12 protein-coding genes are annotated in these 12,815 nt (G+C 65.5%); 7 read left to right on the top strand and 5 right to left on the bottom strand.

Going from position 1 to position 12,815, the window contains the following annotated elements:
- Positions 1-33: 33 nt before the first annotated feature.
- Positions 34-2,079, bottom strand: a complete 2,046-nt coding sequence (shc, locus tag WS57_RS17595; RefSeq protein ID WP_069244627.1) for a squalene--hopene cyclase — start codon at positions 2,077-2,079, stop codon at positions 34-36.
- A gap of 52 nt (positions 2,080-2,131) precedes the next feature.
- Here shc and WS57_RS17590 point away from each other — a divergent pair, with 52 nt between their 5' ends.
- A complete protein-coding gene (locus tag WS57_RS17590; RefSeq protein ID WP_059513802.1) occupies positions 2,132-2,842 on the top strand; it encodes a TetR/AcrR family transcriptional regulator in 711 nt (236 codons plus the stop codon).
- A gap of 9 nt (positions 2,843-2,851) precedes the next feature.
- Here WS57_RS17590 and WS57_RS17585 read toward each other — a convergent pair whose 3' ends face one another.
- Entirely contained in the window at positions 2,852-3,955 is a 1,104-nt protein-coding gene (locus WS57_RS17585) for a helix-turn-helix transcriptional regulator (protein ID WP_059513805.1), read from the bottom strand.
- A 377-nt stretch (positions 3,956-4,332) separates the two neighbouring features.
- On the opposite strand from WS57_RS17585, the gene WS57_RS17580 reads away from it, so the two are divergent.
- Positions 4,333-4,584, top strand: coding sequence for a hypothetical protein (locus WS57_RS17580; protein ID WP_038455045.1), 252 nt, complete (start codon positions 4,333-4,335; stop codon positions 4,582-4,584).
- Between the two features lie 201 nt (positions 4,585-4,785).
- Here WS57_RS17580 and WS57_RS17575 read toward each other — a convergent pair whose 3' ends face one another.
- The gene (locus WS57_RS17575) at positions 4,786-5,481 is read right to left on the bottom strand and encodes an alpha/beta hydrolase (protein WP_069244626.1); all 696 of its coding nucleotides are present in this window, start codon (positions 5,479-5,481) and stop codon (positions 4,786-4,788) included.
- Positions 5,482-5,528: 47 nt separating this feature from the next.
- Here WS57_RS17575 and WS57_RS17570 point away from each other — a divergent pair, with 47 nt between their 5' ends.
- Entirely contained in the window at positions 5,529-6,581 is a 1,053-nt protein-coding gene (locus WS57_RS17570) for an AraC family transcriptional regulator (RefSeq protein ID WP_155774322.1), read from the top strand.
- 101 nt (positions 6,582-6,682) lie between these two features.
- Here the strand turns inward: WS57_RS17570 and WS57_RS35890 are convergent, their stop codons facing one another.
- Positions 6,683-7,024: a DUF4189 domain-containing protein gene (locus WS57_RS35890; RefSeq protein ID WP_167361732.1), complete on the bottom strand. Its 342-nt coding sequence runs from the start codon at positions 7,022-7,024 to the stop codon at positions 6,683-6,685.
- Positions 7,025-7,561: 537 nt separating this feature from the next.
- Between WS57_RS35890 and WS57_RS17565 the strand changes: the two genes are divergently transcribed.
- The 4 genes from WS57_RS17565 to WS57_RS17550 all read left to right on the top strand — a co-directional run bounded on the left by WS57_RS17565 (position 7,562) and on the right by WS57_RS17550 (position 11,495).
- Positions 7,562-7,945, top strand: coding sequence for an ATP-dependent protease (locus WS57_RS17565; RefSeq protein WP_069245442.1), 384 nt, complete (start codon positions 7,562-7,564; stop codon positions 7,943-7,945).
- Positions 7,946-8,574: 629 nt separating this feature from the next.
- Positions 8,575-9,561, top strand: coding sequence for a TRAP transporter substrate-binding protein (locus WS57_RS17560; protein WP_059513812.1), 987 nt, complete (start codon positions 8,575-8,577; stop codon positions 9,559-9,561).
- A complete protein-coding gene (locus WS57_RS17555) occupies positions 9,558-10,136 on the top strand; it encodes a TRAP transporter small permease (protein WP_069244624.1) in 579 nt (192 codons plus the stop codon). Before WS57_RS17560 ends, WS57_RS17555 begins: the two co-directional genes overlap by 4 nt.
- Positions 10,137-10,142: 6 nt before the next feature.
- On the top strand, positions 10,143-11,495 hold the full coding sequence (locus WS57_RS17550; protein WP_038455020.1) for a TRAP transporter large permease: 1,353 nt from the start codon (positions 10,143-10,145) through the stop codon (positions 11,493-11,495).
- 56 nt (positions 11,496-11,551) lie between these two features.
- On the opposite strand, the gene WS57_RS17545 is transcribed toward WS57_RS17550, so the two are convergent.
- Complete coding sequence (locus WS57_RS17545) at positions 11,552-12,634, bottom strand: PHB depolymerase family esterase (RefSeq protein WP_069244623.1); 1,083 nt, start codon at positions 12,632-12,634, stop codon at positions 11,552-11,554.
- Positions 12,635-12,815: the final 181 nt, after the last annotated feature.

The following is a 12,815-nucleotide window of genomic DNA, read 5'->3' as shown; positions in this document are numbered from 1 at the left end:
TCGAACGCGAGCTGCCGCCCGAGGCCTGTTGGCTTATGCGACGGCGGGAAGCGTCTTGCCGGCCGACGGCGCGCTGCTGCCCGATGATGCCGCCGCACCGGCCAGCCGCCGATACCGCGCCAGCGCCCACAGCGGGAAGTACGCGGTGTAGCCGTGATACTTGAGGTAGTAGATGCGCGGAAAACCCGGCGCGTTGTGCGAGCGGTGCCACCAGAAGCCGTCGTCCTGCTGCACCGACAGCAGATACGCGATGCCGCGCCGCACGGAATCCGACTCGCAGTCGCCGAACGCCATCTGCGCGAGCAGCGCCCATGCAGTGCAGTTCGACGTGCTCTCGCCGCCGTTGGTGCCGGCGAGCCGCGGATCCAGATAGCTGTCGTTCGTCTCGCCCCAGCCGCCGTCCGCATGCTGGCGCGCGCGCAACCACGCGAGCGCGCGTGCGATGTACGGCTGCGACGGGTCTTCGCCGGCGAGCGCGAGGCCGGCCAGCACGCTCCACGTGCCGTAGATGTAGTTCGTGCCCCAGCGGCCCCACCAGCTGCCGTCCGCTTGCTGCGTGCGCTTCACGTAGTCGATGCAGCGCGCGAGCGCCGCGCGGTCGTCCGCGCGCTTCGTCACGCCGAAGCACAGCAGCACGCGGCCCGATACGTCCTCGGTCGGCGGGTCGAGCAGCGCGCCGTGATCGGCGAACGGAATCGCGTTCAGGTACAGGCGGTCGCAGTCCGCATCGAATGCCGCGAAACCGCCGTTGCGCGACTGCAGCCCGCGCATCCAGTCGAGCGCGCGCGCCACGCGCTGCGCATACGGATGCGAGCCGTCGGCATTGCGATGCGTGCGGCCGCGACGGTCGAGCATCGCGGTGACGACCGCGCTGTCGTCGATGTCGGGGTAGTACGGGTTCGCATACTGGAAGGCCCAGCCGCCCGGCTGTGTATCGGGGTGCGCGTTCTCGATCCAGTCGCCGCGCAGGTCGTCGACCTGGCGTTGTGCGAGCCAGTCGTAGGCGCGCGCGATGCGCGCGTCGAGCGCCTGCGCGGCCTCGGCGTTCTCGCCCGATTCGGGCGCGGCCACGCCGCGCGCCTGCTCGAGCGCCATCGTGCTCCACGCGGTATCCCATACCGGCGACAGGCACGGCTGGCAGTACACGCTGCCGTCGGGGCGCGTGACCAGCAGTTTCTCCAGCGCGCTGTCGCAGTCGCGCCGCAGTGGATGATCGTCCGGGTAGCCGAGCACCTGCATCATCTGGTTGGCGTAGACGATCGGCGGGAAGATGCCGCCGAGCCCGTCCTCGCCGTTCATGCGCTCCGCGCACCACGCTTCGGCGTGACGGATCGCGCGCTGCCGCAGGCGCTTCGGCAGCAGCGGTTCGAGATGGCGGACCGCGCGGTCGAGCATCAGGAACGCGCGGCGCATCCCGCGCGCGGGCGGGAAGTAGTGGCGTTCGTCGTCCGGCGGCGTGACGAACAGCTCGCGGATCGTGATGTTGCGCGGATTGCGTGCGCGCGCCTTCAGCGAGCACAGCGCGAGCAGCGGCACCATCGTCGTGCGCGCCCAGTACGCGACCTTGTACATCGAGATCGGCACCCACTTCGGGAACAGCACGAACTCGATCGGCATGAACGGCGTCGCGCGCCACGGCACCTGTCCGAAGGTGGCCAGCAGGATCCGCGTGAACACGTTCGAGCGCGCGGCGCCGCCCAGTTTCAGGATCGCTTCGCGCGCGCGCACCATGTGCGGCGCATGCTCGTCATCGCCGGCCGCCTTCAGCGCGAAATAGGCTTTCACGCTGCACGACACGTCCGGCGCGCCGTCGACGTACAAGTCCCACCCGCCATGCGTGTCGAGCCGCTGGATCGCGCGCAGGTAGCGGGCCATCTTCTCCTGGCGCGCGTCGTCGATCCTGTCCATGAAATGCATCATCAGGATGTATTCGGCGGTGATCGTCGCGTCGGATTCGAGTTCGAAACACCAGCTGCCGTCGGGCTGCTGCAACCGCGCGAGCGCGTCGCGGCCGCGCGCGACGGCCGCATCGAGCGCGGACCGGGAGAAGGGCGTGGATGGATTCATGCGGCGAATCATACCATCCAGACGGAATGTTTATATCGAGACCGCGGATGCTAAGATCCGCGCTATGAAAAAACGCCTCGACCCCGCGCCGCGCGACATGGCCGCGCCCCAGGAACCGGCCGTGCGCGCCGGCGCGCCGGCCACCGAACCCTTGCCGCCGGCCTCGGCCGGCGTGCGGCGCAAGAAGGCGCCGGAGCAGGTGCGCGCGCAGTTGCTCGCGGCCGCATCGGACATCGCGACGCATCAGGGCGTGGCCGCGCTGACGCTCGATGCCGTCGCCGAACGCGCCGGCGTGACGAAGGGCGCGCTGCAGTATCACTTTGCGAACAAGCAGGGGCTGCTGGATGCATTGTTCGGCCAGGCGACCGAGCGCTTCGCCACGCAGATGGCGGTGCGCGCCGCCGCGGATCCGCACGGCGACGGCGCGGCGGCGCGCGCGTACGTGCACACGGTGCTCGATACCGCGCATCCGGCCGCCAGCACCGACGTGCTGCGCGTGCTGGTCGCGTCGATGATTACCGAGCAGGACACGCGCGCGCGCTGGTCGGTGCCGATGCGCGAGTGGACCCGCGCCGATCCGGTGCCGCTCGAACGGGCGGCGACGCTGATGATCTGCCGGCTCGCGGCCGACGGCCTGTGGATTTCGGAACTGCTCGACAGCGTGCAGATGTCGGCCGAACTGCGCGCGGAGATTGTCCGGCAGCTCGACCGCATGAGCGCCGGCGAACCGCCCGCGCGCACCGGCGCCGGCAGCAGGCGCGGCCGGCGCGGCTGAGCGCTGCCGTCAGTCGCCGAACAGCGCGACGAGCTCGGCGAGGCGCCTGACGCCCGTCTTCGCAAAGATCGACTTGATCTGGCTGCGCACCGTGCTGATGCGCACGCCGCTGCATTGCGCGTATTCGGCGGGTGTGAGACCGCTCGCGAGTCCGGTCGCGACGGCCATTTCCGCGCGCGTGAGCGTGAACGGACGCTGCTCCGCATTCGATCGCGCGACGCGTTGAAACGGGCGGCGCAGCAGCAGCATCGCGAGCGGCCGCGTGTCGCGATCGAGGTGGACGGTCAGTTGCGGCTTCAGCGGCACGACGTGGATTTCGAGTGCGGGACGCTGCTCGCGGTCGAGCGCGTACAGCGGCCGCGGATCGACGAGCGGCCGCGGCGCGCAGGCGTCCTTGACGCGCTGCCCGAGCTGCGGTGCGATTTGCGATGCCCACACCACCAGCCGGTCGGCCTGCACGCGGATGTCGGTCGAATGCTCGAGCGCCGCGATCGCGGCGGGATTCAGGTAGCGCACGCGCAACGTGTCGTCGACGACGATCACCGCGCGCGGCAGTGCATCGAGTGCCGCGGCCATCGTCGACGCGCGGCTTTGCGCGTGCGCGACGGTTTGCCGGACGCGAAACACGTTCGGCAGATGATCGAGCACGCGCTGCAGTTCGCGGATCGTCGCGGGATCGTACGGCCGGTGATTGACCGGCCGATGCACGGCGAGGATCAGCCGGCGATCGCCGTCGAGCTGCATGCCGCCGCACGAATAGCGAAGCCCTTCGCGGATATAGAAGTCCTGGTAGTACTCGCTGCGCGCGACGACGCGGTCGGGCAGGAAGCGATGCATCGGGTACATGTGGCCGGGCGGTTCCCGCATCAGGACGTCGCGCGCGAGATCGAGGCCGTGATAGTGGCTTGCGTACGCGTCGGCCCAGCCGGCGCCGTAGCCGGTGAAGCGGTATTCGAGGAAGCTGCCGGTGCCGGCGTCGTGCACGAAGCAGTTGGCGGCGCGCGCATCGGCGAGCACCGTCAGCGCGTTGAGGGCGGCGTCCCACTGTTCCGGGTCGATGGCGGCCGCATAGAGCGCCGCGATGGATGCGTCGGCCGATCTTGCCCTGGACATCTCCGTTCCCCCGTTGTCGCGCGGCGTGCGTGTCGTGCGCCGTGGCATCGCATTTGCGCCGGTGTCCGGTGCGGATGCCGTGCGGTCGATTCTAGCAAGCGCCCCCAGTTTTGGGGATGCCGGTGCGGGGCGGAATGGTTAGGATCGGCAACAGAATAGCGGGGTGACTCTGTCGTGGTGGGCGTGCATTGATCCGATGATATGGGGAATGTCGTCGGGGCGCCGGCGATAGCGCGGAGTCAAACAAGACGAACGACGTTCCGACACACCACGCCGATATCGTGGGCGATCGACGCACGCAGTCATGCGGTGCAGCGCGCCCGATATGGCGTGGATGACGGCAGGTCGGATGTCGTATTCCAGGGGGCTGTGAAAAAATGCTGACGAGAGACTATGTCGAACGCGAGATTGTTCATATCCAGAGAATGATCGCGATGCTGGAGAACGATGCGGATGCGGGAGAGGTCGTGATGGCGGGGGCCGTCAGGGTGAGTCGGCCGAGTTATTGGCGGCGGCGGCTTGAGGAACTGATGGCCATGCCGGATATGCCCGGACATGTCAGAAGAATGGGGGAGACGCTGCTCGCGAAGGTCGATGGGATGGAGTCGAGGTTGGTGGATGTGAAGTAGGTTCCTGGGGTGCTGCGCGCCGATCCGCAGTCCGCCGAAAGGCCGAGACCATGGCTTCAGCGCGTGCCGCGCATCGGCATCCGGTTTTCGGCGGGCAGCGAAACGCTTCCCGCGCTGCGGAAAGGTATTCGTCGCCGACATCTGTTCACGTCGATGTGACGCGCCAGATGTCGGCTATGCCTTTATGTCGCGAATATGCCCTCACGCGGCGGTGGTGCTTGCTGCTTCGTCGATGAGATCGGCCACCTCTGGCGCTTTCGATGCCAACGACGCATGACCGGTGGCAAGCGTGATGACTTTACGTGCACCCAGCCGGCTCGACATGTGCTCCTGATTCACAGGCGCGATCATCCGGTCCTCGCTCGAAATCTGATACCACGACGGCTTGTGCTTCCACGCGGGCTCGCCGATGTTGTCGGCGAAAGTGCTGGCGAGCGGCGCCTTTTGCGTCACGGCCATCACGAGCGCCTCGTCCGCACTCAGATCCTGGCAGAAGCTCTCGTGGTACTTGTCGGCCTTGATCCACAAGTAGCCGTCACTATCCGGTGCGAGATTGGCTGCGGCAGCCGGCAAATGCTGCTGTGTGATCGCACCGGGGCTTTCGCCCGAGTCGGGAGCGAAGGCGGCAATATAGACCAGGCCCACCACGTTGTCGGCATTGCCGGCTTGCGTTATGACGGCGCCGCCGTAAGAGTGCCCGACGAGCAACACCGGGCCCTGAATTTGAGCAATCATCTTGCGCGTGCGCTCGGCATCATCGGCCAGTGATGTCAGCGGCAACTCGACGGCGTGGAGATCCGAATACCCTTTGCGCGCCAACTCTACAATCACTTTGCCCCAGTGCGCGGCTCCTCCCCAAAATCCATGGACGAGCAGAATTGCAGGTTTGGTACTCATGTGCGTGCTCCGTTAGTGATGCTCGATTTCATGTGAAGAAGAGCCCCGTGAGCAAGGGGATCGCCTTGGTCGGCATGCAACTGGACAAAGCTGCATCGGCCGACCAGATTATTGGCTTAGGAAAGTGGAAAATCTACGACCGAAACGCCAAACTTTATGCCGAAACACCAGAGCAGGGAGCGGAGGGGCGGAGTGCTCAAGCGGCCACGCCGCATGCGATAGACGTCTTTTCCGAAATCTACGCCCGTGCAACCGTGCGAGCCAGCGTGGTCGGGGCGACGAATATCAACCGGCAATTTCCGCTGCGTTTCGAGAAAGCGGGCGTGTACATTCATGTGGTCCAGCAGGGCGCTGCCCGGCTTCGGGTCGATGGACGAAAGGACCACACCGTGTTGCTGCCGGACGACGTTGTGACGGTGAGGGCGACCGGGCCACACCGGGTAGAACCCGAGGTGTATTCCGACACGCGCGGTCACCAGGATGCGACGGATGCCCGCGTGATCACGGCCATGCTTCGTTTCGATGAACTACATGGCACGGCGATGATGACGGGCATCCCCGAGATAGTGCACCTCCGGGCGCGCGAGCATGACGGCGCGACAACATCGTCGAACCCGTGGATATCGACCACCATCGCGGCGATCGAACTTGAGCTGCGCTGCCCGTCAGTGGGAAGCGAGATCATGTTGGCCAAGACGGCCGAACTGCTGTTCGTTTGGGTGATACGACATTACCTGCACCGCGAGCCCGATCTGAAAAAAGGCTTGATGGCCGCCCTGAAAGATCCTGCCGTCAATCTGGCGTTGTCGAAGTTTCATGCCGATCCGAAGCACGACTGGACGGTGCCCGAACTCGCCAGACTGGCGGGCCAATCGCGCTCGACGTTCTGTCAGCGTTTTGTGGACGCGGTCGGGATGACGCCGATCCGGTACCTGACGGATTTGAGAATGAGGCTCGCTGCATACTTGCTGACGTCGTCGAATCTCCACGTCGTCCAGATCGCGGATCAGACCGGCTATGTTTCGCAATCGGCATTCGGACGCGCTTTCCGACGATCACATGGCGTCAGCCCGTCCGAGTATCGCAAACGACGGGCGTAGTACCGGCACGATCGGTAGCCCTTCGATGGGCTCATTGTGCGAATGCCTGCAGGAAAACAGCGGCCATCGCCGCTTGCCTGGCGCCAGCGCCGTGTATCGTGCTAGTGGACTCGAACGGCGAAGCTGCAGTCGCTGTAGTAAACATGGCAGTTCTTGTCCTTTGCGCTACATGCCTCGGTGGCGTTGTTGACGGCATCATCTCTGGTCAACCCGGCCCTTACGCTATATCCGTGATCGCCAACAAGCATGGCTCCGCAAGCATTGCGATAGGAAACATCGAGCGAGCAGTTCACCCCCCCTTTCTTCTGGCAATCCGACATGGCATTGCTCTCGGCAGTTGCCTGGTCGGACATGTTGCGGGACGTGCCGAGCGACCCCCGAATGCCGTCGGTGGCAATGGCGCCCCAGCGCGATTCCCATTGAGGCGGGGATGGCTGCGACATTTGCTGTCGATCGACCCGCTGACAAAGCGGTATGGGGGCAACGCCCTGGCCGCCCTGGGTCTGTCCGACAACCACCTCGCCAGGTCCTGGGCTGCGACAGGGATAAGTCTGTGCATGGCCCGTTGTGTGTATCAGCCACAATGCGCAAATCAGGCATTTGAAAAATAAGTGCTTCATGGCTCGGACTAGAATTCAAGAGGTTGTTACAGCCCGCGAATTAAAGTTGTCACTGGCTGGCGCGTTACGAAGACCGGGCGCGCGAGGGTCTCCATTCGTATTTTTCTGAAGATACCATTTTCGCGATAGTTGCATGGCCGCCCCTACGCCTCGCCGCGTGACGACGTCGCGGGGACGCGGCCCAACGGATCGTGCGACGGCGGTCGGCTGTCAATACATGTCGGACCGTCCGTCTGCCCGTAACGCAGCAACGCAGTCACTGCGCGGGCGGCCCGTCGCGACCACCGTCCGCGCCAAAGGGCACGTTCCACCATCCCGCAGCCCATGCGATGATTCGCCATGGTCAACATGGGGAGCGGAATGACGACTACCTTCGACGAGGCGACAACGGCGGCGATCACCGCGTTTGCCCAACTGGATTTCTACACGGCTGTGCAAGCGATGCGCGCCGAGGCCGACTACGATCACGAACGCGACCAGTGGATCTCGCGCTATATCGACGAGCACGGCGGCGGCGCGGACGATGCCGCCTACGACGCTTTGCACGCGCAGGCCGAGGCAAGCCCGGAATACGCGCAGTTCCTCGATACGGTTCGCCGGGAAATCCTCGAATACTTCGGCGTGACCGACAGTCAACTGGACTGCATGGTCGTTCTGCGCAATGACGACAGCGACGAGCTTTGGGCGGAGGTCAACCGGCAGCGGGTTGCGCTCGGAACCGGTGAAGTGCGCGGCGATATCTGATCCTTGCTCGCCGTTGGCGCCCCGCCCGTGCAGGGCACCACGGTGCATGTAAGTAATTTGTATGGATGCGTCGGTTGATACGATCCGGCGCGTCAATCAATTCCTCCACTCTAAAAAAGTCCGACGCTGACGGCGGCCCAATCGACCTGTCGCGACAGGCTCGTCGAAGCGCTGTTGCCGAGCGAAATCGCCGATTCACCGACCCGCACCGCACGCCGGCAAACGGCAGGCAGACACGGCGCATCCGTCAGTCATCGTACAACTAGACAGACAAATTACCCCCACGCATGGCGAGCCCGATATCGCCCCAGCAACCGCCGCACGCACCTTGCCGACCGTCGGGAAAACGTTTCATTTTCCGCGCAAAACAAAGCGCGAAGGCGCACTTTCCCCCCTCCAGTCAGCTCGCCCTTCCAGCCTCCTACGGGTATGCACCGAGTGAGTTAAACGGTTAACCGCCGTACAGTCACGCACACATCGCACAACATATGACTGTACGGCGCGATCCCGGTCAGGCGGGGCACGCGGCGAAGCCGTCGCGAAGGGAAGCCTGCCGTGCTCGTTGCCGACACCCGATGCCGGCGCCGACATCGCCGCACGACAACGAGCAACCTCCAAGGAGACTGACGATGAAGCACCGATTCACCCGTTCCCGCAGCGCGCTCGCCATCTCGCTGCTGGCCGCTTTCGCGGCGTCCGCGCAGGCGCGCGTGTTCCGCTCGGCCGACGTGCACGGCGACAACTTCCCGACCAACATGGCGGTGAAGTTCATGAGCGACGAAGTCTCGAAGCAGACGGGCGGCAAGGATTCGATCAAGGTGTTCGGCAACAGCGCGCTCGGCTCCGAAAAGGACACGATCGACCAGGTGCGGATCGGCGCGATCGACATGGTTCGCGCGAACGGCGCGGCGTTCAACGAGATCGTGCCGGAATCGCTGATCCCGTCGTTCCCGTTCCTGTTCCGCGACATCGACCATTTCCGCAAGGCCATGTACGGCCCGGCCGGCCAGAAGATCCTCGACGCGTTCGCGGCAAAAGGCATGATCGCGCTGACCTTCTACGAGAGCGGCGCGCGCTCGATCTACGCGAAACACCCGGTGCGCTCGCCGGCCGACATGAAGGGCCTCAAGGTGCGCGTGCAGCCGTCGGACCTGATGGTCGACGAAATCAAGGCGATGGGCGGCACCCCGACGCCGATGCCGTTCGCCGAGGTCTACACGGGACTGAAGACCGGCCTCGTCGACGCGGCGGAAAACAACCTGCCGTCGTACGAGGAAACGAAGCACTTCGAAGTGGCGCCCGATTACTCGGAAACGCAGCACGCGATGACGCCGGAAGTGCTCGTGTTCTCGAAGAAGGTCTGGGACACGCTGTCGCCGCAGGAGCAGGCGGCAATCAGGAAGGCGGCGGCGGATTCGGTGCCGTACTACGAGAAGCTCTGGACCGCGCGCGAGGCGTCCGCGCAGCAGACGGTGACGAAGGGCGGCGCGAAGATCCTGCCGGCGTCGCAGATCGATCGCGCGGCGTTCGTGAAGGTGATGCAGCCCCTGTGGACGAAGTACGAGAAGACGCCGCAGATGAAGCAGATCGTCGACGAAATCGAGGCGACCAAGTGACGCGTCGCGCATCCCTCGACAGTACGGCGGCCGCGCCGGCAACATCGCCGGCCGCCGCGCAGAACGGCGCGGCAACGACGCGCTCGCACGGCGCGCCGCTGCTGCATCGCGCGAACGACGTGCTGTGCCGCCTGCTGGCGATCATCGCGTCGCTCTGCCTCGCGGCCCTCACGGTGCTGGTGTTCTATTCGGTCGTGATGCGCTACGTGTTCGACAACGCGCCGGATTTCGTCGAGCCGGTCGCGCTGCTGCTCGTGATCGTGATCGCGATGTTCGGCGCGGCGATGAAGGTGCGCGACGGCGGCCATATCGGCCTCGACTCGTTCGTGCGCCGCCTGCCGCCGAATGCGCACACCGCCGCGATCGCGTTCCAGCACCTGAGCCTGATCGCGTTCGCGATCGCGATCCTGGTCGGCTGCGGCAGCATGGCCATCGAAACGATGGGCGACCGCATCCCGATCATCGGCCTGCCCGAAGGCGTGCGCTACCTGATCACGATTCCGGCGGCGATCGCGATCATCCTGTTCTCGCTCGAGCACCTGCTCGCGCTTCGCCACCGTTCGTCACGCCCATAAAACGCCATGGAACTCGCGATCCTGACCATCGGTTTTCTGATTTTCCTCATGCTCGGCGTGCCCGTGTCGTTCGCGCTCGGCATCGCCTGTGTACTGACCTATGCGGTCGAAGGGCTGCCGATCGCGACCGCGATGCAGTCGATGATCTCGGGGATGAATGCCTTCTCGTTTCTCGCGGTCCCGTTCTTCATCTTTTCCGGCGAACTGATGCTGCACGGCGGGATCGCCGATCGCATCCTGCGCTTCGCGCAAGCGACGGTCGGCCATTTCCGCGGCGGTCTCGGCATGGCGAACGTCGTCGCCTGCACGCTGTTCGGCGGCGTGTCGGGCTCGCCGACCGCCGATACGTCCGCGATGGGCGGCGTCGTGATTCCGCTGATGAAGCGCGAAGGCTACAGCGCGGCCTATGCGGTCAACGTGACGACGCATGCGTCGCTCGCCGGCGCGTTGATGCCGACCTCGACCAACATGATCATCTACGCGTTCGCCGCGCAGGGGATCACGGGCATGCTGAACGGCCAGCAGGTGAGCGGCGTCTCGATCGGCGACCTGCTGTTCTCGGGGCTGCTGCCGGTGCTGTGGGTGATGGGCTTCGTGCTGGCAGCTGCATACTGGCAGGCGGTGCGCCACGGCTATCCGCGTCGCGCGGACGGCTCGTCGGCGCTGCCCGCATTCCCCGGCTGGTATGCGGTCGCGCGCAGCTTCGTCGGTGCGGTGCCGGGGCTGATGGTGATCGCGATCATCCTCGTGTGCGTCGCGAAGGGGATCGCGACGGCGACCGAGGCGGCCGCGATCGCCGTCGTGTACTCGCTCGTGCTGACCACGATCGTCTACCGCACGCTGACGCTCGAAAAGCTGCGCCGCGCGCTGTCGCATGCGGCGCGTACGACCGGCGTCGTGCTGCTGCTGATCGCGGTGTCCAACATGCTGCGCTTCCAGATGTCGTACCTCGAGGTGCCGGACGCGATCGAAGGGCTGCTGAAGCAGTCGACCGCCGCGCCGTGGCTGATGCTGCTGTACATCAACATCATCCAGGTGTTCCTCGGCACCTTCGTCGACATGGCCGCGCACATCCTGATCACGACGCCGCTGTTCCTGCCGATCGCGATGGCATGCGGCGTCGGGCCGGTCCAGTTCGGCATCATGCTGCTGCTGAACTGCTCGCTCGGGCTCGTGCACCCGCCGATCGGCTCGGTGCAGTTCGTCGGCTGCGCGATCGGCAACGTGTCGATCGGCGAGACGACGAAGGTTGCGTGGCCGTACTATCTCGCGATCTTCAGCGCGATCAACATCGTCACGTACCTGCCGTTCTTCTCGACGTGGCTGCCGAGCCTGATCAGCGGGCATCCGGTGTATTGAGGCGACGGTCGCGGGCGGGCGCCGGCGGCGTTCGCGACCGACATCAATGGAAGGTCTTATCGCCGCCGCTTGCGACGCTGACGTCGAAAGAAATTCCAGAACATCGACGTGGCGTCCGGCCCCTTCGCGGAATGGAATGCCTCGCGCGGGTCGCCGCCGCTCCATGCGTGTGTCAGCCCGTGCACGATGCATACGCGCACGACCAGCCGCCCTGCGCCGAGATAGTCGGTATAGTCGGCGCCGCCCTGGCTGTACGTGCGCTGTTCGCCGATGCGCAGTTCGCCTTGCGCGTCGATGAGCCGGTTGAGCCGCGCGAACTCGATACCGAGTTGCACGGCATTCTGCTTTGCGACCACCGCATCGAATTCGCCATGCACGATCAGGGCCGGCATGCCCGGATAAGTCGCGATGTCGACGTGCTCGTCGATCACGCGCACCGGGTCGTCGCGCGTGCCGCGACGCATCAGGCTCATCGCGGCGAGCGTCGACGACGGCGCGGCGATCGCCGGGCCGGAGTGCAGCCCGACAGCCGCGAACAACTCGGGATGCTCCACGACGAGCCCGGCGGCGAGCCCCGCGCCCGCGGAAATGCCGGCCAGGTAGATGCGCTCGCGGTCGAGGCCGTACTGTCGTACCAGCGCCTCGACGAGCGACGCGACGGCCGGTACTTCGGAATGCGATTCATCGCCATGCCAGTTCCAGCAGCGGTGCGCATGTGCGGTCTTGGCCTGTTCGGGAAGCACGACGACGAACCCGGCGCGTTCCGCGAGACGGCAAATGCGCGTGCCGGCGGCGAACGATTCCGCGCTCTGCTTGCAGCCGTGCAGCATGACGACGGCGGGCAGGCCGACCGTCGTCGCCGGCGCGGCGGGCAGGTACAGCGCATACGCGAGATGATTGACGAAGCGACCGGCTGTCGGGCGTGCCGAGTGAAATGAACGCAGCCAGGTGCCGGGCAGCTTGCCCGACGAGGCGCGGCCCGCCGGCGCCTTCGCGTTGCGCTTCGCGGCGGCTTGCGCCTTGGCGGCGCGTGCCGGGGACGAGCGCGACTTCGCGGCCTTCTTGGCGGAAGGTACGCCCGCCACTTTCGACAACAGGTCGAAAGAGCTCGACCAGATGCTGGATTTTTTCCTGGGCATGAGGGTCTCGGTTAGTCGGACGCGGCGAAATGGCCGGCCCGAACCTGCGTTCGACAGACATCGACCGCAGGCAGCGCGCCGCGTCGGTCGATCTTCGTCGATACCCGAGAAAATTTGCAGAATCGTGAAGGTGCGCGAGTCTGTCCGCATGCGCGGCGACACGACTCGTCAGAGGATGTTG

This window comes from Burkholderia pseudomultivorans (assembly GCF_001718415.1).
Classification (GTDB): Bacteria; Pseudomonadota; Gammaproteobacteria; order Burkholderiales; family Burkholderiaceae; genus Burkholderia; species Burkholderia pseudomultivorans_A.
This window is presented reverse-complemented; position numbering and strand designations above follow the sequence as displayed.